Raw genomic sequence first — 25,331 nt, 5'->3', positions numbered from 1 at the left:
ATGACCGACACCCTCGAAGCATCCCGCGCCAAGCCAACCGCCGTGGCGTCCGCTCCCCTCCTCGCCGTGCGCAACATCGAGGTCGTCTATGACGATGTGATCCTGGTGCTGCGCGGCCTCAGCCTCGACGTGCCCAAGGGCGCGATCGTGGCGCTGCTCGGGGCCAACGGCGCCGGCAAGTCCACGACGCTCAAGGCGATCTCGGGGCTGCTCAAGACCGAGGACGGCGAGGTGACGCGCGGCGAGATCCTGTTCGAGGGCGAGCGGATCAACGGCATCGATCCCGACAAGATCGTCCGCCGCGGCATCTTCCAGGTGATGGAGGGCCGGCGCATCGTCGCCGACATGACCTCGCTCGAGAATCTCAAGCTCGGCGCCTTCACGCGCCGGGACCGCGAGGTCGATGCCGATCTCGACATGGTCTTCAGCTATTTCCCGCGCTTGAAGGAGCGCACCGGCCTTGCCGGTTATCTCTCCGGTGGTGAGCAGCAAATGCTCGCAATCGGCCGCGCGCTGATGGCGCGCCCGAAGATGATCCTGATGGACGAGCCTTCGATGGGCCTGTCGCCGCTGCTGGTGAAAGAGGTGTTCTCGATCATCCAGAAGATCAACCGCGATCTCGGCGTCACCATCCTGCTGGTCGAGCAGAATGCACGCGCGGCGCTCTCCGTGGCGAGCCACGGCTACATCATGGAACAGGGCAAGGTCGTGCTCGATGGCAGCGCCGACGCATTGCGCGACAATGAGGACGTCAAGGAATTCTACCTCGGCGGCGCCGGCGACCAGCGCAAGAGCTTCAAGAACCTCAAGAGCTTCAAGCGGCGCAAGCGCTGGCTGTGATCCACAAAGAGCCTAGCCGAGCACCTGCTCGGCTTCCGTGACCGCGCAGAGAACATGATAGAACGACGACGCAGGAATGGTGTCGATCAGCGATTTGCCGTCGCGATCGAACTGGTCGTACCAGCCGCCCTTGACGGGATGGCTGAGATAATGGCGTTCGAGCCGCACCAGCGCCGCGCGCGCCTCGTCCGCCGCACCCGCCTCGCCGGATTCGGCCTGCGCGATCCACGCCTTCGCGATCTCGGTTTGCGGCCACAGCCGGCGCGTGCTGCGGCGGATGTTGCCGCTTGCATCGCCCTCGTCGACGAGGCAGCCCGTTGCCTCGTCACGATAGCGCAGCGAGGTCTCCAGCAATTCCGCACGCCGCTGGCCGGTCGGGCATCCCGTGATGCGTTCAAAATTCTTCAGCAGCCAGACCCATTCCGCCTGGTGGCCCGGCTCGACGCTGACCGGCTCGATCTTCGACCAGTCCTCCTCGAAATACTCGGACAATACGTGCTTCTGCTTGTCGTAGAGGTTGGCGAGGAACAGTGCGAAGAATTCTCCGGCACGGTTCTGGAACGACAGATCATGCGTCGCCTCGAAACACGCGATCATCGCCTCGAACAGATGCATATGCGGGTTCTGCCGGCGCGGCAGCGAGACCGGAAGGCTTTCGTGAACGCCGCCATGCGGCGAGCGCAGGTGGCCGTCGAGGAAGGCGAGCAGCGCATCGATCTCGGCGCGGACCTGCGCATCCTGGTCGAGCGCATAGACGCTGGCGAGCGCAAACAGGATGAAGGCGTGGTCATAGGCATCGCGCCGGGGATCCAGCACCGATCCGTCCGGCGTCAGCCGGTGCACATAGCCGGGCCGGCCATCGGGCGCTTTCGCTTTGGCCAGCAGGTGCTCCAGCCCCTTCAGCGCAATCGTGCGCCCCTCGGGATACCAGCCCATCTGTGCCGCCTTGGCGTAGCACCAGATCTGGCGGGCCTGCACGAACACGCGCCGGGGCGCGGCCGCATCCGCCGCACCGTCGCGGTGCAGCCTGTCGATGAAGCCGCCCGCAGCGTGATCCCAGCCGACCGTCGACCACAGCGGCAGCGCCGCGTCGATCATACGGCGCTTCAGGCGTGCGACGACGTTCGATGCCTCGTCCGCCGCAATGATTCCTTCGTCCGCCATCGGATCCCTTTCAAGCCTCGCCAATGGCGGTCTGATAGCCATGCCGGTGGCGGCGCGCAACGGATGCCAACACGGAAAGAACAGCCATGACCGCCCATTACGACGCCCGCGAGACGCGTGAGCAGGCCGCGCGCGAGGCCGACCTGTTCGCCCGCCTCCCGGAGGTGCTGCGAGCCGCGATGGCCGCCCCGGCCTATGCCGAGCGGCTCAAAGGCTTAGATCCCGCCGCCGTGACCTCCAGGGCGGCTCTGGCGGATTTGCCGGTGTTGCGCAAGTCGGAACTGCCCGCCCTGCACAAGGCCTCCGCACCCTTCGGAGGCTTCGTGGCGGCGGCGCCTGGCTCGTTCGCCCGTCTCTTCACCTCCCCCGGTCCGATCTTCGAGCCGGAAGGGCGACAAGCCGATCCCTGGCGCGGCGCAAGGGCGCTGTTCGCAGCCGGGTTCCGCCCCGACGACATCGTCCTCAATACCTTCAGCTACCATCTCACCCCCGGGGGATTCATCTTCGATGCGTCGGCGCGGGCGCTAGGGTGCGCGGTGATCCCCGCCGGCCCCGGCAACACAGAGCAGCAGTTCGAGCTGATCGAGGCCTACCGGCCGGTCGGCTACAGCGGCACGCCGGACTTCTTGAAGATCCTGCTCGATGCCGCGGCAAGCTCGGGGCGTGACGTTTCCTCGATCAAGCGCGCGCTGGTCTCGGGCGCTGCGTTCCCGCCCTCGCTGCAGGCCGAGATCAAGGGGCGCGGCATCGATGCCTACCAGGCCTTCGGTACCGCCGATCTCGGCCTCATCGCCTTCGAGACCGAGGCACGCGAAGGAATGGTGGTGAACGAGGACCTGATCCTGGAGATCGTCAAGCCCGGCACGGGCGATCCGGTCGCACCAGGTGAGGTCGGCGAGATTGTCGTGACTTCGCTCGACCCGCACCATCCCTGGATCCGGCTCGCGCTCGGCGACCTCACCGCAGCCTTGCCCGGCACGAGCCCGTGCGGGCGCACCAACATGCGCATCAAAGGCTGGATGGGCCGCGCCGACCAGACCACCAAGATCAAGGGCATGTTCGTCCGTCCCGAGCAGATCGCCGAGATCGGCAAGCGCCACGCGGGGCTCGGAAGACTTCGCCTCGTCGTCACGCGCCAAGGCGAGACCGACGCCATGACGTTGAGAGCGGAAGCCACGACTGCTGGCGACTCGCTCCGCGACGACATCGCGGCCAGCTTGCGCGCGATAACGAAGCTCGGAGGAGCCGTCGAGCTGGTCGGTCCGGGCACGCTGCCGAATGACGGTAAGGTCATCGTGGACGAGCGCTAACCTCAGCTCGATTTCGACAGCAGGTCATTGCCGGGGCTGAGCACATCCTCCGCGAATGCGGGAGCGCGGAACGAGCTCGCGGCGCGACGAAGATGACGAGCGTAGAGCCCGACCCTCGGGCCATGGCTGCGATGCCGCCGGGCGCAGGAACCTTGCATCGTCCGGGCTGCTCCCGTATTACCAGACGCTGCGATATGGCCGGAATCGGCCCTTTCTGGACCCCAAAACGTGCTTGACCGAACCCTCGTCACGATCGCCGAGACGGAGACCATTGAGGAAGCCTTCCGGCGCCTGAACGCGAACATGCTCGGCATCCTGTTCGCGCAGGACGCGAGCGGGCGAATCGTCGGCGCCGTGACGGACGGCGACATCCGCAGGCGCATGCTGACCGGTATCACGATCCAGGACCGGGTTGGGTCCTGCATCAACCGCAAATTCGTCTGGGCACCGACCGGCGGGCCACGCGAGCAGATCCTCAAGCTGCTCGACCAGCGCGTCCACGTGGTGCCGATCCTGGATGGCGAGGGACGGCTGGTCGACGTGTTCAGCCGCGAACTGTTCAACCTGTCGGAAGAGAGCGAGGTGTTCGCGCGCGCCCGCTCGCCGGTGCGGATCAGCTTCTCCGGCGGCGGCACCGATCTGACGCATTACTTCGTGGCGAATGACGGCGGCGCGGTCATCAGCGCCACGATCAAGATGTACGCTCACGCGACGTTGCGGCGCCGGAGCGATCCCAGCATCCGGATCTACTCGCACGACTTCCGCCGCACGGTCGAAGCCGGTAACCTCGCAGAGCTCGGAACGGGCGGAGATCTCGCACTGATCAAGTCGGTCGTGCGCCTGATCAAGCCGACTTACGGCTTCGAGCTCGAACTGTCCGCCGACTTCCCGGTCGGTTCCGGCCTCGGCGGCTCCGCGGTGGTTTCGTCGGCGATCATCGGCTGCTTCAACGAATTTCGCAGCGACCAGTGGGACCGCCACGAGATCGCAGAGATGGCCTTCCAGGCCGAGCGGCTGATGCTCAACATCCCCGGCGGCTGGCAGGATCAGTACGCCACCGTGTTCGGCGGATTCAATCACATGGAATTCTTCTCCGACCAGAACACCATCGTGCCGCTTCGCCTCGATCCCAACATCATCGCCGAGCTCGAGGAGAGCCTGGTGCTCTGCTACGTCGGCTCGGGGCGCGATTCCGGCGCCATTCATCGCGACCAGAAGGCTCAGCACGAGACCAGCGACGCGGTGGCCGCGGCTGCCAAGCAGAAGGAAGTGACGCGCGACATCAGGCGGCATCTGCTGCGCGGTCAACTGCTGGAATGCGGCCGGCTGATCGACGAGGCCTGGCACGCCAAGCGGAAGCTGAGCTCCAAGATCTCGTCGGACGCGATCGACGCGATCTATGATTTTGCCAAGCAGCATGGCGCGGTCGGCGGCAAGTTGCTTGGGGCCGGGGGCGGCGGTTACTTCATGTTCTTCGTCCGTCCGTTCGAACGCTACCAGCTGATCGCGGCGCTGGAACAGCAGGGGCACAGCTGTTCGCGCATCATGTTCGAGGAGAACGGGCTGCGGACGTGGAAATCGCGTGTTCCCGCCCAGCTAGCCTGACGCATATGAGACGAGAATGTTGATGACATCGCCCAAACAGCCTGCTCCGGTCCGCATCGGCAACCGTCTTCTGGGCGATGGCGAACCCTGCTACGTCATCGCCGAGATCGGCAACAACCATAATGGCGATTTCGACCGCGCCATTGCGCTGGTCGATGCCGCGGTCGCGGCCGGAGCCGATTGCGCCAAATTCCAGATGCGCAAGCTCGACGAGGTCTATCGCGCCTCGAGCCTGTCCGGGAAAGACGACGACCTCGCCGTCGAATATACGCTCGATCTTCTGCGCCGCTTCGAGCTGCCGACTGCACAGCAGAAGAAGATCGCCGAATATTGCGCAGCCAAGGGCATCGAGTACCTCTGCACGCCCTGGGACGCCAAGAGCGTCGCCGTGCTCGAAAGCTTCGGCGTCGAGGCCTACAAGGTCGCCTCGGCCGACCTCACCAATTTGCCGCTGCTCGCCCGCCTCACCGCCACCGGCAAGACGCTGATCGTCTCGACCGGCATGAGCACGACGGACGAGATCAAGGCCGCGGCGAAGTTCCTCGACGACCGCAATGCCAGCTACGTGCTGCTGCATTGCCAGAGCACCTATCCGGCCGCGCTCCACAACATCCATTTGCGTTTCATGGAAACGCTGCGCGAGATCCATCCGGTCGTCGGCTATTCCGGCCACGAGCGCGGCATTGCCGTTTCGACGGCCGCCGTCGCGCTGGGCGCCGTCGTCATCGAGCGCCACATCACGCTCGATCGCGAGATGGAAGGTCCCGACCATGCCGCAAGTCTCGAGCCGGAGGAATTCAAGGCGCTCGTCTCCGGCATTCGCGAGGTGGAAGCGGCCCGCGGCGAGAAGCTGGCCGAGCGCGCGCTGAGTCAGGGTGAGCTGATCAACCGCGAAAACCTCGCCAAGAGCCTGGTGGCCGCGCGCGACCTGTCGGCCGGCATCGTGATCTCCGAAAGCGATATTGCCGTGAAGAGCCCGGGACAGGGCCTGTCGCCGCTGAAGATGCCGGCGCTGCTCGGCCGCAAGCTGACGCGAACGATGGCGGCGGACGACTATTTCTTCCAGAGCGACATCAATGAGGGCGCCGCGAAGGCGCGGCGCTACCGGTTCGACCGCCCGTGGGGCGTGCCGGTGCGCTATCACGATACCGAACGCTTCCTGGAGATCTGCGAGCCCGACATCATCGAATTCCATCTCAGCTACAGCGACATGGAGCGCGATCCTGCGGCCTATCTGTCGGGCACCTATGATCTCGGTTTCGTCGTGCATGCGCCGGAGCTGTTTGCCGGCTCCAAGCTGATGGACCTTGCAACGCCCGACGAGGCGCTGCGGCGCTACTCGCTGGAGCAGACGCAGGCGGTGATCGACATCACCCGCGGCCTGAAGAAGTTCTTCCCCAAGACCAAGCGCCCGCCCATCGTCGCCAATATCGGCGGCTTCACCATGGACGAGCCGCTGCCGCCGGAAGAGAAAGCCGAGCGCTACCGCATCTTTGCGCAGAGCTTGACCGAGCTCGACATGGACGGCGTCGAGCTGACGCCGCAGACCATGGCGCCATTCCCCTGGCATTTCGGCGGCCAGCGCCACCAGAACATCTTCATCTTCCCGGAGGAATCGGCCGCGTTCTGCGCCAAGCATGGTTTGCGCATGTGCGTCGATATCTCCCACACCAAGCTCGCCGCCAATCATTTCGGCTTCGACTTCGCGCAAGGCCTCGCCCAGCTCGGGCCGCACACCGCGCATCTGCATTTCGGCGACGCCAAGGGCCTCGATGGCGAAGGTCTCCAGATCGGCGAAGGCGAGATCGATTTCGACGAGATCGGACAGGTGCTGCGCAAGCATGCACCGACGGCCTCGTTCATTCCCGAAATATGGCAGGGCCACAAGAACATGGGCGAAGGCTTCTGGACCGCGCTCGAGCGTCTGGAGGGACACATCTGATGGCGCGCAAGACGCTGGCTGTGATCGCCGCGCGCGGCGGCTCCAAGGGCATCCCGCACAAGAACCTGCTCGATCTCTGCGGCAAGCCCCTGATCGCCTGGACGGTCGAACAGGCTCGCGCGGCGCGCGGCGTCGACGTGGTGGCGGTCTCGTCGGACAGCGAGGCGATCCTCGCCGCGGCCGAGGCCGCCGGCGCGGTCGGCGTGCGGCGCCCGGACGACATTTCGGGCGACCTCGCCTCCTCCGAATCCGCCTGGCTGCATGCCCTCGATGCGACCGAGGCGCGACTGGGCCGGTTCGAGCGCGTGGTCGCGCTTCAGGCCACATCGCCGATCCGTGAGCCCAGCGACATCGAGAACGCGCTTGGGACCTTCGATCGCGACCATCTCGACAGCCTGCTGTCCGTCTGCGAGGTCGAGGACTACTTCAACTGGCGGATCGGCGCGAACGGCCCGGAGCCGATCAATTACGACTATCGCAACCGCCGCATGCGCCAGCAGATCGAGAAGCGCTACCTCGAGAACGGCTCGTTCTACGTCCTGATCCCATCCCTCCTGCGCGAGCAGAACAATCGTCTCGGCGGCAAGATCGGCTTCCACGTCATGGATCGTCACAAGATGTTCCAGATCGACCGCCCCGAGGACGTCAAGCTTTGCGCCGCCATCATGCGCAGTTACGGCTATGCCTGATCTCAGCGCCTTCTCGCTCGCAGGCAAGATCGCGGTGGTCACCGGCGCCTCGCGCGGCATTGGCGCGGCGATTGCGAGCGGCCTCAAGAATGCCGGAGCCACCGTGTTCGGCCTCAGCCGGTCCGGAATCGCGCCGCAGGGCGTCACCGCCATTGCCTGCGATCTCTCCGACGACAGCGCGATCGAAGGCGCATTCCGCAGCATCGCGGCAAAAGGCGATCGCATCGACGCACTCGTGAATGCCGCAGGCATCAGTCTTCCGGCCGAAGGCGGCGAAAGCGAGCTCGCGCGCTTCCGCGCCACGGTCGCAACCGATCTCACCGGCGTCTACGCCACCATCCTCGCCGCCTATCCGCTCCTGAAGAACGCGGGCTCGGCGGCGATCGTCAACGTCACCAGCATCAATTCTGTGCGCGGCTTCCCCGGCAATCCCGGCTACGTCGCGGCAAAGGCGGGGCTTGCCGGGCTGACGCGCGCACTCGCCGCCGACTACGCACCGGACGGCATCCGCGTCAACGCACTTGCGCCGGGCTACGTCGCGACCGAGATGACCGCGAAGAGCTATGCCGACCCCGTCATGCACGAGGATCGGCGCCGCCACACCATGCTCGGCCGCTGGGGGCAACCCGCCGACATGGTGGGTGCCGCCGTCTTTCTCGCGTCGGAAGCCTCCGCCTATGTGACCGGCCAGGAAATCTTTGTCGACGGCGGCTGGACCGCCAAGGGCCTCGCCATTAGTTCGGATAGCACATCGTGACCGCAACGCTCGACCGCATCGGCTTCATGCAGGGACGCCTGTCGGCCCTGGTCGACGGCAAGATCCAGGCGTTCCCGTGGAACGAATGGCAGGAGGAATTTCCCCGCGCCAAGGCGCTCGGCTTGAGGCGGATGGAATGGACCATCGATCAGGAACGGCTGCGCGAAAACCCGCTGATGACCGAGCCGGGACAACAGGAGATTCTGACGCTGGCACGCGAGAACGGCGTGCGCATCCCGAGCCTGACCGGCGATTGCTTCATGCAGGCGCCGTTCTGGAAGGTCGATGCCGTCGTGCGCGATGCTCTCGTCAACGATCTCGATCTCCTGATTGCCGCCTGCAGCCGCATCGGCATCGCGTTCATCGTGATCCCGCTGGTCGACAACGGCAAGATCGAGCGCGAGAGCGAGAGCGACACACTCAAGCGGGTGCTGATCGCCCGCCGCGAGCAGCTCATAAGACAAAACGTCAAGATCGTCTTCGAGTCCGATCTGCCACCGCGCGACCTCGCCCGCTTCATGGAGGCGTTTCCGGCGGAGGTCTTCGGCATCAACTACGACAGCGGCAACAGCGCCTCGCTGGGCTACGACAGCGCCGAGGAGATCGAGGCCTACGCGCCCCGCATTCTCAACGTCCATGTGAAGGACCGCGTGCGCGGCGGCACCACCGTGCCGCTCGGCACCGGCAACGCTGATCTCGCCAAGACGATCCGGCTGATCGAGCGCTCCGGCTATCGGGGACAATACATCCTGCAAACCGCGCGGGCCGGCGACGGCGATCACGCCGGCGCGCTGGCGACATATCGCGACATGACGGTTCGCTGGATCGAGGATGCCGCGCGATGAAGCTCGAGCTGGATGATCGCGTCGCGCTCGTCACCGGCGCCAGCCGCGGCATCGGGCTCGCAATCGCGACGACGCTCGCCGCGGAAGGCGCCAGGGTCGCGCTGGCGGCCCGCGGCGCAGATGCGCTCGATGCCGCGCGGGCTACGGTCGGCGGCAGCACGTCGGTCCACGTGGCCGATGTCACCGATCCAGCTGCCGCAGCCAGGCTGCTGAACGAGGTCGAACGGCAGTGGGGACGCCTCGACATTCTCGTTTGCAACGTCGGCAGCGGCGCTTCCGTGCCGCCGGGGCAGGAAAATGCGGCGGAATGGTCGCGGGTGATGGACCTCAATCTCTTTGCCGCGACCAACATGATCGAGGCCGCACGGCCGCTGATGGCGCGCGGCAGCGGCGACCGGTCGATCGTCTGTATCTCCTCGATCGCCGGCATGGCGGCGCTGGGCGCGCCCGTCACCTACTATGCCGCGAAGGCGGCGCTGAACGCCACCGTGCGCGGGCTGGCACGCCCGCTGGCGCTCGAGGGCATCCGCATCAATGCGGTCGCGCCCGGCAATATCCTCGCCGCCGACGGCACCTGGGCGCGTAAGCTCGCCGAGAACAGGGCCGCAGTCGAGGACATGCTTGTTCGCGAGGTGGCGCTGCGCCGGCTGGGGAAGCCGGAAGAGGTCGCCGACCTCGTCGCATTCCTCGCCTCGCCGCGCGCGGCGTTCATTACCGGCAGCGTCATGGTCGCCGACGGCGGCCAATTGCGCAGCTGAACAGGAGCTCCCGATGCCAAGCCCGTCCTCACGCTATGACCTGACCGGCCGCACCGCTCTCGTGACCGGTGCAGGCGGCCTGCTCGGCCGGCAGCATGTCGCCGCGCTCTCCGAAGCCGGCGCGCGCGTCGTCGTCACCGACGTCGGACTTGCGCAGGCCGAAGCCGCCGTTGCCGCACTCAAGCAGAATGCGCCGTCCGCCGACCTGATCGCGCTTGCGATCGACGTCACCACACTCGATTCGGTGCGCGCTGCGCACGAGCAGCTTTCCGGCCGCGGCGTCTCCGTCGACATCCTCGTCAACAACGCGGCCATCGATCCCAAGGTGACCTCCGCACCCGGCGTGATGCATTCCTCCCGCTTCGAGGCGTTTCCGGTGCCGCAATGGCAGACCGAGATCGCCGTGGGCCTGACCGGCGCGATGCTGTGCGCTCAGGTGTTCGGCGGTGCAATGGCATCGCGTGGCCGCGGCGTGATCCTCAACATCGCCTCCGATCTCGGCGTGATCGCGCCGGACCAGCGGCTCTATCGCCAACCGCAGGTGACGCGCGAGGAGGAACAGCCGGTGAAGCCGGTGACCTACTCCGTGATCAAGCACGGGTTGATCGGACTGACGAAATATCTGGCGACGTACTGGGCCGATCACGGCGTCCGCGTCAACGCGATCTCGCCGGGCGGGGTCTTCAACAACCAGGATCCGGCCTTCGTCGAGCGACTGACGCGCCTGATCCCGATGGGCCGCATGGCAGATGTCGACGAGTACCGCGCCGCGGTGCAGTTCCTGTGCTCGGATGCCTCGAGCTACATGACCGGGCAGAACCTGGTGATGGACGGAGGAAGGAGCGTCTGGTAGCGGCTCGCACTTCAGGATGCAGATGTTCGGCGGGATACCGCCTCGATCCGAGCCCATAGCGCGATGATCTTGCGCTGACGCTCAGCGTGGTTCGCGTCGGCCGCGCCCAGCGAGCGGCAAAGTTGCGCCAGCACGTCGACCCTGGGATCGCGAACGTTCATCGAGCTCTGCTGGACCGACGAAAACGGATCAGGCTGGTCGACGATCGTCACATCGGTTTTCCCGCGCCGTCCGGCCGCGATGCTAAAGCATGTATGTGGCGCGCGACTGTCGATGCGCAGCGCGAATGACGGCAGGCCTTTGGCAGTGAACACGGCATCCCACGACGATGTCTCGGCGTCTGAAGGTCCCGCGAGCATCGACATCGCCACGTCGTCGTAACCGAGCTCTGCAAGAAGCGCGATCAGATGGATTCCGTAGAAGCGGAGCGCACCGCCGCCACTGGCGTCGAACCGCTTCCAGTTCGTCAGGTTGGCGCGATAGTGATGCGCCATGAAGCTCCAATCCAGCGAGAGGCCATCGGTGTTCTCGCTGAGCACCGCGCGAAGCCGCTCCGCCCACGGCATGAAACGAAAGGTGTAGCCGACGCGGTAGCGCTTGCCGGCGCGCTCGAATGCCTCGACGAACTGCGCCGCAAGCTGCGGTGTCGGCGCAACCGGCTTCTCCAGGATCAGCTCGCGGATGCCAGGCATGTCTGCCAGACGCGCCATCCAGCCAGCCTGATCGGCAGGACGAAGCGCAACCACCGCCCCGCTCGCCTGTGCCAACGCCTCCTCGGTGCCGGGGTACCAAATCACCTCGGGCACATATTGGAGGAGCTCGCTTCGGCCGCCAACTACCGCACGGTAGCGTTCCGGCAGTGCCACCTTCATCCCGCACTCGATCAGCGCAGGCAGATAGCCGTACATCCCGAAACCCGATCCGAGGATCGTGAAAACGGGCGCCTCAGGCATGAAAATCGTCCGCGCTGAGCACGTCGATCACGGGCCCCTTGTATCCGTTGTCCTGCAGATACTGGCGGATCTCGCGTGAGATGTGCCAGGCGAGATTGAGCAGTGGCTTGGCTTGGTCGCCATGCGCGAACAATTCATCGTCGGAGACGATCGGGATGCGCGTGCCCGGCACGTAGTGCCCGATCTTGATCGAGCCCGGCTTCTCGTGGACTGCAACAATCTCCTTTTCGGTCAGTCCCAGCAACTTGACCAGGATCGCCGCGCGGCCCGGAAACGCCTTGGCCCTGACCGGACCATGGGCCGCGATGATCTTCTTCAGCTCTGCGCTCTTGCGTGCCTTCCAGAGTTCGACGTCGCGCGCGAGCTGGGCGAACTCGGCCTGGAAATTGTTCTCGCGCGCAACGATGTCGGCTGCGACGGCATCGCTCTTGGCCGCATGTCCGAGAATGACGCGGATATTGCCGCCATAGCGCGCAGGAAACTCGACGTTGACGATGTCGAGGCCGAGCGATTTTGCGATGAAGCTGAACGATTTGTACGAATAGGTTCGCGGATGCTCGTGGTAGAAGGTGTCGAACTGATGCCGGTCCAGCACCGCTCCGAGATAATGGTTCTCGATCACGATCGCCGTTTCGGGCCCGAGCAGGGTCTTCATCGCCGCAAGCACACCGTTCAGATCCTCGATATGCGCGAAGACGTTGGTGAAGGTGATGATGTCGGGCGTGCCGACCGCGCGGCGGATCTCTGCCGCGGTCTCCGTGCTGAGATAGTTTTGCACCACGTAATGGCCCTTGGCGGCGGAGTCCTGCGCCGCGCCGGTCGGCTCGATGCCGGCTGTTGTCGCACCGGCTTCGCGGAAGAAGTCGAGCAGGCTGCCGTCATTGCAGCCGATGTCGAGCGCGATCTTGCCGGTCAGCGGTCCCATCCGCTCGGCGCAGGTCGCAACGAGGCTCTTCATGCCGGAGAGCACGTCGGCGGTGAAGCGCGAGCGGTAATGATAATCCTTGGGAAACAGATCCTCCTTCGGCACCTGGAAGCGCTGATGGCCGGTGGCGCAGGTCGGGCAGAAATCGATCTGGATCGGGTACTCGCGGCACTGGCGCGAATCGCCGACCGCCACCAGGTCGTCGCACAGGGGATGCAGGCCGAGATCGAGCACCGGCACGAGCTTGTCATTGCCGCAGACCTCGCAACCTCTGATCTCGGTAAGCGGTCTCGTCGACGTGGTGGCCATCATACTCATCCAATTGGAAAGGCGGCTAGTCCCGCTGTGTGTTCATGAAAGCGTCGATTTGGTCAACCATCACCGGCTTGACCGCGGCGCCCTGCTCGAACGCCTTGTACCACGCCACCACAGCGGAGGCGGCGCGATCGAGGCCCCAACGCGGCGCCCAGCCGAGATGAGCCCGCGCTTTGGAACTGTCCAGTGACAGCAGTCGCGCCTCGTGCGGATGCTGTCCCGGCTGCGGCATCTGCTGCGGCGGTACACCCCACAGCAGCGCGAGGCGATCGACTAGCCAGCGCACCGTGCGCACGCTGTCGGCGTCGGGACCGAAATTCCATTCGCTCGAGAAGGCAGCCGGATCGCGCCATAGATGCTCGGCGAGCAGAAGGTAGCCCGACAGCGGCTCGAGCACGTGCTGCCAGGGCCGCACCGCGTCCGGATTGCGGACCGGCACTGGCTGGCCGCTGCGGATCGCGGCGATCACATCGGGGATGAGACGATCCTGCGCCCAGTCCCCGCCCCCGATCACGTTGCCTGCGCGGGCGCTGGCGAAGCCGATCCGGCGAGTTCCACCGAAGAATGAGGACCGGTACGCAGCCGTGACCAGTTCCGCACAGGCCTTGCTGCTGGAATAGGGGTCCTTGCCGCCGAGCGGATCCGTCTCGCGGTAGCCCCAGACCCACTCCCTGTTGTCGTAGCATTTGTCGCTGGTGACGTTGACCACCACGCGCACGCCGGAGCTCCGCACCGCCTCGAAGACGTGCACGGTGCCCATGACGTTGGTCGCGTAGGTCCCGACCGGATCGTCATAGGATGTTCGCACGATCGCCTGCGCCGCCATGTGAAACACGATCTCGGGCTGGAACTGGTCAAACACCGCCTTGACCGCGAGTGGATCGCGGATATCGGCGAAGACCGACACGATGTCCTGCTCAGTCTGCGCCAGATCGAACAGGTTGGGCGTCGTCGACGGCGGCAGCGCCAGACCCGCGACTTCGGCGCCGAGACGCCGTAGCCACACGACCAGCCACCCACCCTTGAAGCCAGTGTGCCCGGTGACGAGAACGCGCTTGCCGCTCCAGAAGCCTGGATTCATTGCCAACGCTTCCAGGGCGCCTGCCCGCTGTCCCAGAGCTGCTCCAGGTGCACCTTGTCCCGCAGGGTGTCCATTGCCTCCCAGAAGCCGGCGTGGCGATAGGCTGCAAGCTGGCCGTCCTGCGACAGGCGCTTGAGCGGCTCCTGCTCCCAGATGGTGGCGTCGTCGCCGAGATAGTCGAAGATCGCCGGCTCCAGCACGAAGAAACCACCGTTGATCCAGCGGCCGTCACCGCGCGGCTTCTCCTCGAAATGGCGGACCACGTCGTCGCCGATATCGAGCGCGCCGAAACGCGCCGGCGGCTGGATCGCGGTGACCGTGGCGTGACGCCCGTGAGCGCGATGAAACTCCCGCAGCGCACCGATATCGACGTCGGCGAGACCATCGCCATAGGTCATGCAAAACGTCTCGTTACCGACGTAGTCCCTGATGCGCTTGAGGCGGCCGCCGGTCATGGTGTTGAGACCGGTATCGACCAGAGTCACCTTCCAGTGCTCGGCGAACTTGTTGTGCACTTCCATCGAATTGTTGGCGAGGTCGAACGTCACGTCCGCCATATGCAGGAAGTAGTTCGCGAAATATTCCTTGATGACGTAGGACTTGTAGCCGCAGCAGATGACGAATTCGTCGATACCGTGCGACGAGAAGATCTTCATGATGTGCCAGAGGATCGGCTTGCCACCGATCTCGATCATGGGTTTCGGCTTGACGTGGCTCTCTTCGGTGATGCGAGTCCCGAAGCCACCTGCCAGAATCACGGCCTTCATGCTCATACCCGTCCAGCAGAAAACGTCACATCAGAACGATTAGCCCAGTCTTGTCAACAAGATCAAACCGCCCCGCCCCGTTTCCCGGAACGGTTGAAGTTGCCGACTTACCTGCTAAAGAAACGATTGAAGGATGGCAACCCCACCACCGGTGCGCCAGTCCTCTCGGGCGGTTCGCCGGCTGCCTGATTCCCACGCGGGGAAGTGGCCCCCGCTCGACGGACGTCCTGGAGGATTGATGCGAAAGAAGATCAGCCTTGTGACGCCCTGCTACAACGAGGAGACCGGAATTCGGGAATGCTACGCGGCGGTCAAGGAAATCTTCGACCGCGAGCTCCCGGGTTATGAGCGCGAGCACATCTTCTGCGACAACGCCTCGAGCGACCGGACGGTGGAGATTCTCAAGGAGATCGCAGCGGCCGATCCCTCGGTGAAGGTCATCGTGAATGCCCGGAACTTCGGCGTTTTGAGGAACACCTACAACGGCGTGCTTGCCTCGACAGGCGATGCCACCGTGCTGTTCATGCCCGCGGATTTGCAGGACCCGCCATCGCTGATCCCGACTTTCGTGAAGCACTGGGAGCAAGGCTACGAGATCGTGTTCGGCATCCGGGCCCGGCGCGAGGAGCCTTTCCTGAGCCGGACCGCGCGGCATCTCTACTACAAGATGATCAGCCGCATGTCGTATGTCGACTATCCGGCCGACGTCGGCGACTATCAGCTCGTCGACCGCAAGGTGCTGGACGCCATGAAGCAATTCGAAGACGTCCAGCCCTTCATGCGGATGATGCCGTTCGAATGCGGCTTTCGCTCGATCGGCGTGCCCTACACCTGGCTGGCGCGCAAGCACGGCATCTCGCGCAACCGGCTGTCGAGCCTGATCGACCAGGGGCTGCTCGGCGCCATCAGCTTCTCGACCGTGCCGCTACGTACTGCGTTTTTCTTCGGACTGATCATCTCGTCGCTGAGCTTCGCCTATGCGTTCGTCGTGTTCCTGCTCAAGATAGCCGGCTTCGACATCGGTCCGCACGGCATCCCCACGATCATCATCGGCCTGTTCTTCTTCGGGGGCGTGCAGCTGTTTTTCCTCGGCGTGCTCGGCGAATACATCGTGGCGATCTTCAATCAGGTCCGGCGACGGCCGATCGTGGTCGAGCGCGAGCGGATCAATTTCGATTGAACGCGCCCAGCTCTCGCTGGACGCATCAACAATCACTCCGGAACCACGCTTTTTATCTGATATGCCCGAGCGATACAGTCGTTTGGAAGACGGTCGGGATCACGCCCCAAATCCTGACTTACCAGTAGCTCCGGGCGAACCGTCCAGCCGGGCAGCACAAGGTCAGATCCTCCTGCGGATAACAGGAGATGCTCGCGGTGCAAGCTCTGTGTGCGGAAAGCATCTAAGAGAGGCCACTCGGCACGCATCAGCTTGAAGGCGCTTCCGTTGAGAATCGGCACCGTGAGCAGCGCGCACGCTATTGCTGTACCGACAGTACCGAGTCTTAAGTTGCTGACAAATGCCGTGATTGCAGAAAAAGCACAAGCAAACCCCACGATCAGCACGATGATCACTTCGTTGTTCGCTCTTGGGGGCAAGCGATCCGCTGTCGCATAGTACGCAACGAAGTGCGCCAAGTACGCACAACCAAAAAGCACGATTACCAATCCACCGGACAAGACTGCCAGCTTCTTTGTATTACCCTGTTTGGCTTTGAACGGAGCCAAACAAAGGCTAGCGGCAAGGGACCAGGGTATCGCGATAAAGAACGCTCGTATCCAATCCGCGCGCGATGGCCTGACGGCATATTTCAGCGCCTCCACCAAGTTCCCACTGCCCGGAAACAGGCCCATTCGTGTCGAATTCGCGGGCGCCAACAGAAGAATGGCAAATCCCGCCAGCGTGGCCGTCAACAATACGATATGCGCAGCTAACTGCGGTCGTGGATGGCCCGAAAATCGCCTGAATAAGAAAGAGCTACCGACGATCCCCACCAGCCAAAGAGGTGTAAATTCGTTGCACATCGCCGAAAGAAACGAAATCGCGGCAAGGCTGCTTACTCCCAGGCGCGAGAGCTCGCGGCCATCCGCAGCGCTGGTATATAGCTCCGCCAGAATGATCGCTACGAACGCCGCCGGGACCGCATAACACGCAGTCCCAGGTAACCAGTAGAGCAGTTCGCGAGGATCCTGCGAGTTGGCCCAGATCGTCGCGACTAGACCGAGGGACAGGAAGATCAGTCGACTGACCGGAGCGCCGCGGCACAACCGAGCTGTAACCCAAACCATGGAGCCTGCGAAAAACAGTGCGAAGGCAAGAAGCACTCCGGGATATGCTGCAACGAAATGTTGGGCGGAGCCGCCGGTAACGATTCCCGGCACTGCGATCAAGGCCAGTGGGACAACTCTACCGACGAGACTATGATAAAAGATGATCATCATCTTCAATAGGCCGTCGTCCCTGTAACGATAGAACCAGCAGAAGTCGTCGGACTCAGGGAAGGCATAAGGGGCAACAAGCAAGAACTTCGAAATCACATAGATTGGGACCGCGGCCGCGACGGCAAACAAGATGATGAACAAAAGTTCTGTCGTAAAAGGCTTGGATTTGTCCCCAGACTTCAGTCCCTCTTGGCTAGTAGTAACAATGTGATCCATTCTAAGAACTTTCATTCGGCAATGTTCGCCGCAACGTGTTTGGCCCCACAGGTCATTCTCTTCCGATGCGATGAGAGAAGACCGCCGAGAAGATCGACGCACGAATGCGTGGGCCTAGTGGTCAGGATATTGTTCGCAACCCCACTTAGCTTCGCCCGTGTAACGCCGCCCGCGTTCCCCTAGTCATGTGTTAGAATTTACCATACGGCGTCAGAGCGGCGCAACCAATGATCGAAACACCGAGCAACTGTCTAAGTCCGATGTAGGTGACCTGCCATCATCCAACCGGTCCACACTTCAGCCGGCGCTGAGCTTTTCTCTTTTTTCGCTTGCCAAGAGATTTCCGAGCGCCTCACTGCTAACGAACGCGAGCGCACCGAGCGCGGGAATGATCAGCCGAACTTCGGAGAAATCGGCAATTAGGAACACGATTCCTACATGGATCAGGGCCGGTGGGATGACAGCGGCCATCGTCCGGGTGATCGCGCGTGTTTTCAAGATGACAATCGCGAGCACCGGGCAGGCAATGGCGACCGCAATCTTCATGGTCAAAAGATTGCCTTTGAGCTTGGTAAAGTAGTCGCCACGCGCAATCAGGAATGAGCTGAAGTTCGCGTCAGGATGCATCCACAGCAGAATTTTTGGCACCGCCAGAGAGATGCCGACCAGCACTGCAAAAGCGAACCATTCCTTCGCAGTAGGCCAACGCCGCTCGAAGGCCGCGAGACTGACCAATACGAAGGCCGATGCGAATACGACGTCCGTCCGAGCAAAACTGATGATAAGCCCCGATATGATGGCGGCGGGGTAACGCTGAGATACCAGCAGAAACAGCTGCCAGAACAACCCACCTGCAATGAATACGGGCCCCATGCGCCCCGGATAGATGGCGATCTGCGTGTAGAACGCGAAGGTGAACAGGCAGAGCCAAGTCGAGATCGGCGAGAGCAGAAGGGTCGCCAGCGCAAACACCCCGAGGAACGATAAGGAGTCGAACATATAGTTGATCGCGATATGCGTGCGGTAAGTCGATCCTTGCAGGCGATCGTCGCCGAGAACCTGAACGTAGGTTTCCACGACCTTCGATATCAGCGGACGGATAATGCCTTCAACGAGCTCTCCATGGGCAAACGCCCGCTCGTGATCAAGGCTGTGCTGCATCTGCTCACGCAGCAAATTGGCCTCGTGAGCTGTGATTGACGCGGCCAGACAACAGCTGACGAGCAGTCCCAAGGCGACTGGACCGCGAAAATTCCTCCGAAACTTGAAGAGTAGTGGCAGCGGCGCCAGCGCGACGAGCACATAGAATGTTATGCTAGCAGCCCGCAACACATCGGGAAAAGTTACTCCAAGCTTCCGCAGCACCCAGGGAACGCGGTATCTGTCGACACTTCCAATCCACCACCACGTGTCGGAAAGCTCGAGCCACCACCAACCAACAACCAAGAGATTGGAGATGATCCAGAACACCATTACAAGAGTGAGCGATGGCGCCTTCATGCCGTCGCCGAGATCTAAGAGCCGCCCGTGAGGACCGGGCGATGACGTTATTGATCCATCTTGTGACAATCGATCGCTCAACTAGTGCTGGAGGATCCCGGCGAGATTCATGTGGGCGGGGCGCGAGTGCTCGATGCCCAGCAGCGTCCGCCGATTGTCGTTCGTGCGCTGCAGGTGCAGGCTGGCGAGCGTGACCCCGGCGCAGGTGGTGACTGTGCTTCCGCGACCGCTGAACGGCTTGAGGAAGTCGAACACACGAGGGCCGAACATATCCACGACCGACGTCTCGCGCGCCCCGAGCGGCGGGATCTCGCCGAAGTCCGCCTCGAGCTCCTCGCCGTCCTCGCGGATCAGCCTCGTCGTCGGCCGTGCCGGATGGGCATATTCGGGATCGGAAGAGTGATTGATTAGCAGCACACTGCTGACGATGTCGCTGGTCGCAATGATCTTCGGATTGATGCCGGTGAAGCCGACATGCGCCTTGAGCCGGCCCTCGTTCAAGGGCCGGGCAAACGCGCCGGTGCGGTAGATCGCGACGTTGTCCTGGTCGACATAGGTCATGGAATAGCTGGCAGGCGAGGATCGGAAGCCGTCCATTCGTCCGCGCGACATCACGGCGATGACCAGATAATCGTCCTGTGGCAGCTTGAGCGAGGCGAAAAGACGCGACAGCTCGATCTCGACGGACGCACCCGGCGCGTAATCCCGAGGGAACTCGTAAGTTGCCCGGTACTCGCCATTGCGCGAAAGAATGTGCAGCTTGAACCTCAGCTTCTTGGTGAAGCCCGATGCGACCAGGCTGGCGAGCTCGGGGACAAGATCCTTGAACGTTTCGCGAAAATTCTTGCGCAGGCTGCCGGCGACGAGGCTACGCAGATACCTGATGTCGATCGGACGATACCAGACAGGAATCGAGAAACCCATGCGCGATTCGACGCCGGCAAACGTCGGGAACATGAATCTGGGCTCGTAGGGCTTCCAGGGACGGGATGGGAAACGAGTCACGGACGCGCCCTTCAAAAATGATGCAAGCTGAACTTGCCGTTGGCAAACTCGTAATAGCTGAACGGACTGGCGATGTTGGTGCCTTTGAACTCGAGGGCAAAACCTTCGGCCACGCCGATCAGCTTTTCGGCCTCGGGGAAAAGATCCAGCGTGCCGATGCGCGCGGCTCCCATCGGTGAGATTTCCGGCAGCGCACGCTGGCCCAACTCGGTGCCGTCCAGGGCCATGAGCCGGGCCGTCCCGACGGAGACGCCCTCGGGCGCCATGCAGGAGTTCACCAGCACGACGCCCGATTCCTTCAGGAAACGGGTGAGATAGGATTGCATCCAGGCGGAAGTCGGGAATGGTGCCGCGGCGACCGGCTCGCGCTCGTGCGACAATGTCACCGCGCCGTGCTGCGAGAAATATTGTGCGTAATAGCCGGTGGTCACCTTCCGACCGGGACGAAGCTTATCGTGCTTCGGAATCAGCGCCATCGCCACCGTACCCGAAACCCGGGGACACAGATCCGAAGTTTGCAACTGCAGTTGGCCGTTGATGCCGAGTTCCCTGTGGAAATGACCGGCCGGCGTGCCCGCACCATCAAAGAACCAGACATGCGCATCCACCTCCGGATGGTCCTTCATGAAGACCGAGAAGTAGTTGAATGCGGAGACCTCCGTCGTGACGGTCTCGTCATTGCGGAGATAGAGAACAGCGGGCGGATAACCTCTGGCGACGGCTTCGCCAATCAGCAAATCACCGGGCATTCGACAGGACTCGGCGGGAGAGCAAGGGATCGACACAGCTGGTCGGCGGCTTAACCCAAATCATACGCGATGTTCTTGCCCGCATGCTAAAACGTCAGCGCGATTTCAGCGCCTGTTTACGCTGTGCCGACAAGGGAATCAACCGGGAACGCCGCTGCAGCGAGCGATACGCAACAATGCACTTTAAGTCCGCAAGGCCGCCGTCAGGCTCAAGTTTCGGCGCCGAAGCGGCCGCTGGACATGAGGGTGCTCTTGCTACCAGAACGAGTGCTGCCATCGCTGCGGTCGAATCCTTGCATTGGGGCTGCGGCTCCCGTATGACCGAACTGGCTAGTGACTTGGTATCCACCTCACACAGGCGGAACATCGGCCTTTCCTGGACCTACACCGTGCTTCAACGACCGCTCGTCAGCATCACTCCGATTCTGGCCGTTCCATCGAGGAAGTGCTGACGTGCGCTGGCAAACAAAGGCGCGGGCGTTCTCCGTATTGTCGAACATTCCCTGGGGCAAATGTCTGCAATACGCCCCGCAGCGCACGTCCCACGACGGCTGCTGCGGGCGGAAAGGCAGGTCCTGATGGCCGCGCACTTAAGAAGCTTTTCGCCGGAACACCCGTTCACGCTCTGCTTCCTGATCATTGGCAGCGAGGCCAAGCTACCGAAAGGAGATTGAAGATCTTCAATTCTCGGCTGCTACGACGGCCCCCATCCTAGAGATCTCGCGATGTGGACGACCACCTTTGTCCTAACCTTGCTGTACTTCCTGATCCAGCTCGGCACCGGGTTTTCGATCTTGGCCATTGCGCCTGCGAGCCTGGTATCGGCATGCCGGCTCACGAAGGCTCAGTTCGTTGTCCTTGGATTTAGCGTCGGCGCCTCTGCCACGGGCATCCTGCTCGGCGCCCTATCGCTATTCGTGACCGACATCTGGCTTCAGTTCGCGACATTGGTCGTCGTATCCTGCTTCGGACTTGCCTGGTCATTGCCTAGCTGGTGCCCGAGCCCCAATGAGGCGCGCGCGGCTGCCACTTGGTGCATTCTGTCGCTACCAATCGCGCTGCTGACATGGTGGTGGTCGTTCGGCGCATTTTCCAGCTTTCCCTTTGCGGACATCGGCGCTGATGTTCACTGGATGAAGACTGCACAAGAGTACGCCGATGGCGGTATCATCAATCCGTATGCGGCCCAGTCCTATGTCGATCTTCGTTCGGGAGTAGCAGGCGCGCTCGCGGGAACGCTGGGCCTCGAACTCCTTAGATTTACCTGGACCTATCGCTTCTTCTCGATCCTGTTTTTCCTATTGGCGTCCTACGCCTTCGTGCAGGGCGTCTATCCCACCTCGGCCCGGAAATGGATCGCTTTCTTCTTTGCCGCGACCAGCAATGCAGTCGCCCTGATGACGAACGGCAGCCTGGCGGTCGTCAGCAGCGTCGTATTTCTCGGCGTGCTGATCAGCAATGCGCCGCGCGAGGCAAACGCTATCTCGGCCCGATCTGTTCTGCTGCTGACTATTGCCGCGGGCGCGACTCTGCTGCTCGCGTTCGTCTTGAACAACAACACGCTCGTGCTTGCTCTGCTCATAGCCGGGCTGTTCCTGCTCAGGATTTTCGGCGGCGCCGGAAGATATGGCGCGGTTTTCCTTCTTGGTTGCATCTGGCCGGCGACGCTGGTGCTTGCACATCGCGGCTCCTACCTGTTCGTTCCGATCGCTGTGGCCAGCTGGCTCATGTATCTCGCGATGGCGCGAATGAATTCCGCCTGGCCATCGCCCAGCCTCGCGGTGCTGCGGATTCTGTCCTTCGTGTTGCCCCCGATCATTCTCGGAATTGTCGTCAGCGTGGTGGGAATGCGCTTCGGCTACATCCCTTCAATGAGCGCCAACGACACATTTTCCTCGATTACGGAATTGATGCTGGGCAGAAGGATAGAAGGCGGTGAAGAGCTCTTCCTGGGCTCCGGACCGCTGGTCGCCACGATCGAGCTCGGCCGGACGATCGGTCCGGTCTTGTCCATCTGTACTACGCTGGGCATTGGGTGTTGGTGGATGACCCGACCCGCCCTCCGTAATACCTCCGGGGCGATCGGAGCTCGTGGCGACCGCTTCGTGACACTCGTTTGGTCATGGGTCGTAGGCTGTGGTCTGAGCCTTGCCGTGCTTTCGGGCTTCCCGTTCCTGTATCGCACCAGCGCGATCATACTGTCGCTGTTCACGATCACGGCTACCGAGCTCTTTAGTCAGTTATTCGTCGATTCTGATCGCTCCCCGCGTTATCGGAGAGCCCTGACGGCCGCCGCCGTCGCGCTGCTCGGGACGGCTCTCGTGATTCTGGTTTACGCATTTGCATGGCGAGCCGAGCTGCCCGTTGCCCGCTATCAGGCAGTCCTGCGACCGGTGGAATTGGCCGGCGTCGCGCTGCTCGTCGCGCTCGCGCTATTGACCCTGATTCAGTCGCGACGGGTCTCCATCTTCGCTCTGGCGGGGATCGTGGGCTTGGGAATGGCCATCGATAAGATCGGTCTGTCCGGCATCAACAGGAGTTACAGTTACGGCACCCTTCCCGACCGCACTGCGATCGTCTCACACTACAACGCCGACGAGCTCGAATTGGCCCATTGGCTCCGCCAGAATTTACGAAAAGGAATCATCCTCTCGGACCCGTATACGATGGGCATCGTGCGGGCGACCACCGGCGCGCCGGTCGTCTATCTGTTCTCCAATCTGGACACTGTGAACGAAATGACCGCAACGCGGGCGAAATCGGTCGTGCGCACGATTCTGCAGCCGGCCGAGGGCGATCAGCGGCTTGCAAGTACTTGCAGCCTGATCGCCCCTCTGATGGCATCCATCAGCACAGAAGTCTTGTTCCAAATGCGGAGGGCCGATGCTCTGAGCGGAATCATGCGGTCGGTCCGCAGTGCGCGGGCACCGGGCCAGGCCCCACCGCCTGCCGACGTTGCCGCCGCATTAATCCCTGAAATTCCGCCTGAGGAGGCCAAGGCTGCGATTAAGAACATCCTGGGGACGGGCGAAAACGCCTGGGAGCTCGTCGCGATCATCACACCCCGCACGATCGAGTGGACCCATCTCGCAGCCAACCAGCGTCTCGGTTATTTTCCTCCCGCAGAGCCGATAGAGCCGACGATCATTGATGCCCTTCGCGCAGGCCCGTTTCCGGTCCTGTTCGCCAACAGGCAGACCGTCGTCGTTCGCATTCCTTGTTCGCGCTGATATGAAGACAAGACGGGAATTGCCCGCCGCATTGCGGCAGATTGGCGTCGTGCTGCATCATTCATGCTGTCGAAGGGACAAATCATGCTGAGACAAGCCGTCATCCTCGTCGGCGGGCTCGGCACCCGCCTTGGCGAACGCACCAAATCCGTGCCGAAACCGATGCTCGAGATCGGGGGCAGGCCGTTTCTGGACACCCTGATCGATGAACTCGTCCGCTATCACGTATTCGACGAAATCCTCCTGCTTGCCGGCCATAAGGCCGACATCGTCGAGAGCCACTACGCCGGCGCTGTGCGGGGCCGGGCAAAGATCCTGGTGGCGCGCGAGACCGAGCCGCTCGGTACCGGCGGCGCGCTCGTGAACGCGCGCGATCTGCTGCACGACCGCTTCCTGCTGCTCAACGGCGACTCGCTGTTCGACTTCAACCTGCTTGATCTGATCGCACGTGCGCGGAACGGCCGGATTCACATGGCATTGCGCGACGGCGTTGTCGGTGACCGCTACGGGCGCGTCGCGCTCGATGGCGACGTGGTGCGCGATTTCATCGCCCCGGGTGCGGGCGCCACCGGTCCGGTCAATGCCGGAATCTACGTCGTCGACAAGTCCGTTCTCGCCGATATCGCGAAGCTTCCCGCCTCCCTCGAACAGGACGCGTTTCCCGGCCTTGCCTCGCGCGGCGAGCTGCGCGGCACCGCCTATCGCGGCTATTTCATCGACATCGGCATCCCCGACGATTTCGCGCGCGCCGACCGCGAGCTGCGCGAGAAGCTGCGGCGTCCCGCCGTGTTCTTCGACCGCGACGGCGTGCTCAACCATGATTCCGGCTACACATTCGAGACGCACAAGCTCGAATGGATCGACGGGGCACGCGAGGCCGTGAAGGCCGTCAACGACGCCGGCTATTTCGCTTTCGTCATCACCAATCAATCCGGCGTCGCGCGCGGCTATTACGAGGAGCATCACGTCGACACCCTGCACCGCTGGATGGCGGACCAGATGGCACTCGTCGGCGCGCATATCGACGCCTTCGAATATTGCCCCGACCATCCCGAGGGAACCGTGGCCCGCTATTGCCGTGTCAGCGACCGCCGCAAGCCGGGCGCGGGCATGATCACCGACCTGGCGCAGCGTTTTCCCATCGACATGGCGCGCAGCATGGTGATCGGCGACAAGCCAAGCGACCTCGAGGCCGCGCAGGAGGCCGGCCTTCCCGGCCATTTGTTCCAGGGCGGCAATCTCCAGGCGTTCGTAAGAGCGCGTCTGAACGCGTCCGGCAACACTTAGATGGCGCGTCAAAAACTGCTGCATCCCCGGGCATTTGGCAGCTTTCGCTCCGCTGCTCTGTTGCGCGCGACCGCCAGTATGCTATAGCGCCATCTTGT

General features: G+C 62.9%; 21 protein-coding genes. 12 read left to right on the top strand and 9 right to left on the bottom strand.

All coding sequences use genetic code 11. The features are described 5' to 3' along the window. Entirely contained in the window at window positions 1-840 is an 840-nt protein-coding gene (locus ACM43_RS00535) for an ABC transporter ATP-binding protein (RefSeq protein WP_036043328.1), read from the top strand. A 12-nt stretch (window positions 841-852) separates the two neighbouring features. Here the strand turns inward: ACM43_RS00535 and ACM43_RS00530 are convergent, their stop codons facing one another. Beyond that, the gene (locus tag ACM43_RS00530) at window positions 853-2,004 is read right to left on the bottom strand and encodes an AGE family epimerase/isomerase (RefSeq protein ID WP_271537354.1); all 1,152 of its coding nucleotides are present in this window, start codon (window positions 2,002-2,004) and stop codon (window positions 853-855) included. A gap of 86 nt (window positions 2,005-2,090) precedes the next feature. Here ACM43_RS00530 and ACM43_RS00525 point away from each other — a divergent pair, with 86 nt between their 5' ends. The 8 genes from ACM43_RS00525 (at window position 2,091) to ACM43_RS00490 (ending at window position 10,763) form a co-directional block, all read left to right on the top strand. Next, window positions 2,091-3,314: a phenylacetate--CoA ligase family protein gene (locus tag ACM43_RS00525; RefSeq protein WP_271537352.1), complete on the top strand. Its 1,224-nt coding sequence runs from the start codon at window positions 2,091-2,093 to the stop codon at window positions 3,312-3,314. 228 nt (window positions 3,315-3,542) lie between these two features. Next, a complete protein-coding gene (locus tag ACM43_RS00520) occupies window positions 3,543-4,919 on the top strand; it encodes a GHMP family kinase ATP-binding protein (RefSeq protein WP_271537350.1) in 1,377 nt (458 codons plus the stop codon). A 22-nt stretch (window positions 4,920-4,941) separates the two neighbouring features. Next, complete coding sequence (locus ACM43_RS00515) at window positions 4,942-6,861, top strand: N-acetylneuraminate synthase family protein (protein WP_271537348.1); 1,920 nt, start codon at window positions 4,942-4,944, stop codon at window positions 6,859-6,861. Then, entirely contained in the window at window positions 6,861-7,550 is a 690-nt protein-coding gene (locus ACM43_RS00510) for an acylneuraminate cytidylyltransferase family protein (RefSeq protein WP_271537346.1), read from the top strand. The genes ACM43_RS00515 and ACM43_RS00510 overlap by 1 nt, the downstream gene beginning before the upstream one ends. Next, window positions 7,543-8,307, top strand: a complete 765-nt coding sequence (locus ACM43_RS00505) for an SDR family oxidoreductase (RefSeq protein ID WP_271537344.1) — start codon at window positions 7,543-7,545, stop codon at window positions 8,305-8,307. Before ACM43_RS00510 ends, ACM43_RS00505 begins: the two co-directional genes overlap by 8 nt. Beyond that, window positions 8,304-9,152 (top strand): sugar phosphate isomerase/epimerase family protein, encoded by an 849-nt coding sequence (locus ACM43_RS00500; protein ID WP_271537342.1) that lies wholly within the window; start codon window positions 8,304-8,306, stop codon window positions 9,150-9,152. The genes ACM43_RS00505 and ACM43_RS00500 overlap by 4 nt, the downstream gene beginning before the upstream one ends. After that, window positions 9,149-9,910, top strand: coding sequence for an SDR family NAD(P)-dependent oxidoreductase (locus ACM43_RS00495; protein WP_271537340.1), 762 nt, complete (start codon window positions 9,149-9,151; stop codon window positions 9,908-9,910). Before ACM43_RS00500 ends, ACM43_RS00495 begins: the two co-directional genes overlap by 4 nt. A gap of 13 nt (window positions 9,911-9,923) precedes the next feature. Beyond that, window positions 9,924-10,763: an SDR family oxidoreductase gene (locus tag ACM43_RS00490; protein ID WP_271537338.1), complete on the top strand. Its 840-nt coding sequence runs from the start codon at window positions 9,924-9,926 to the stop codon at window positions 10,761-10,763. A gap of 11 nt (window positions 10,764-10,774) precedes the next feature. Here the strand turns inward: ACM43_RS00490 and ACM43_RS00485 are convergent, their stop codons facing one another. The 4 genes from ACM43_RS00485 to rfbF are packed head-to-tail and all read right to left on the bottom strand — an operon-like array spanning window position 10,775 to window position 14,804. Further along, the gene (locus ACM43_RS00485) at window positions 10,775-11,716 is read right to left on the bottom strand and encodes a hypothetical protein (RefSeq protein ID WP_271537336.1); all 942 of its coding nucleotides are present in this window, start codon (window positions 11,714-11,716) and stop codon (window positions 10,775-10,777) included. Next, entirely contained in the window at window positions 11,709-12,950 is a 1,242-nt protein-coding gene (locus ACM43_RS00480) for a class I SAM-dependent methyltransferase (RefSeq protein WP_271537334.1), read from the bottom strand. Before ACM43_RS00480 ends, ACM43_RS00485 begins: the two co-directional genes overlap by 8 nt. Before the next feature lie 25 nt (window positions 12,951-12,975). Then, the gene (gene rfbG / locus ACM43_RS00475) at window positions 12,976-14,037 is read right to left on the bottom strand and encodes a CDP-glucose 4,6-dehydratase (protein WP_271537332.1); all 1,062 of its coding nucleotides are present in this window, start codon (window positions 14,035-14,037) and stop codon (window positions 12,976-12,978) included. Beyond that, complete coding sequence (rfbF, locus tag ACM43_RS00470; RefSeq protein WP_271537330.1) at window positions 14,034-14,804, bottom strand: glucose-1-phosphate cytidylyltransferase; 771 nt, start codon at window positions 14,802-14,804, stop codon at window positions 14,034-14,036. Before rfbF ends, rfbG begins: the two co-directional genes overlap by 4 nt. A 238-nt stretch (window positions 14,805-15,042) precedes the next feature. Here rfbF and ACM43_RS00465 point away from each other — a divergent pair, with 238 nt between their 5' ends. Then, on the top strand, window positions 15,043-15,984 hold the full coding sequence (locus ACM43_RS00465) for a glycosyltransferase family 2 protein (protein WP_271537329.1): 942 nt from the start codon (window positions 15,043-15,045) through the stop codon (window positions 15,982-15,984). 32 nt (window positions 15,985-16,016) lie between these two features. Here the strand turns inward: ACM43_RS00465 and ACM43_RS00460 are convergent, their stop codons facing one another. The 4 genes from ACM43_RS00460 to ACM43_RS00445 form a co-directional block, all read right to left on the bottom strand. Continuing rightward, window positions 16,017-17,462: a DUF6056 family protein gene (locus ACM43_RS00460; RefSeq protein WP_271537327.1), complete on the bottom strand. Its 1,446-nt coding sequence runs from the start codon at window positions 17,460-17,462 to the stop codon at window positions 16,017-16,019. Between the two features lie 297 nt (window positions 17,463-17,759). Beyond that, entirely contained in the window at window positions 17,760-18,962 is a 1,203-nt protein-coding gene (locus ACM43_RS00455; protein WP_271537325.1) for a hypothetical protein, read from the bottom strand. An 81-nt stretch (window positions 18,963-19,043) separates the two neighbouring features. Beyond that, entirely contained in the window at window positions 19,044-19,919 is an 876-nt protein-coding gene (locus ACM43_RS00450) for a hypothetical protein (protein ID WP_271537323.1), read from the bottom strand. Window positions 19,920-19,978: 59 nt separating this feature from the next. Then, window positions 19,979-20,716, bottom strand: coding sequence for a hypothetical protein (locus ACM43_RS00445; RefSeq protein WP_271537321.1), 738 nt, complete (start codon window positions 20,714-20,716; stop codon window positions 19,979-19,981). A 725-nt stretch (window positions 20,717-21,441) separates the two neighbouring features. On the opposite strand from ACM43_RS00445, the gene ACM43_RS00440 reads away from it, so the two are divergent. Both ACM43_RS00440 and ACM43_RS00435 read left to right on the top strand, forming a co-directional pair. Further along, entirely contained in the window at window positions 21,442-23,946 is a 2,505-nt protein-coding gene (locus ACM43_RS00440) for a hypothetical protein (RefSeq protein ID WP_271537319.1), read from the top strand. 84 nt (window positions 23,947-24,030) lie between these two features. Next, window positions 24,031-25,233 carry an HAD-IIIA family hydrolase gene (locus ACM43_RS00435; RefSeq protein WP_271537317.1) on the top strand — a complete coding sequence of 401 codons (1,203 nt, stop codon included), beginning with the start codon at window positions 24,031-24,033 and terminating at the stop codon, window positions 25,231-25,233. Window positions 25,234-25,331: the final 98 nt, after the last annotated feature.

Origin of the sequence: Bradyrhizobium sp. CCBAU 45321 (assembly GCF_028128975.1) — a bacterium.
Taxonomy (GTDB): domain Bacteria; phylum Pseudomonadota; class Alphaproteobacteria; order Rhizobiales; family Xanthobacteraceae; genus Bradyrhizobium; species Bradyrhizobium yuanmingense.
This window is presented reverse-complemented; position numbering and strand designations above follow the sequence as displayed.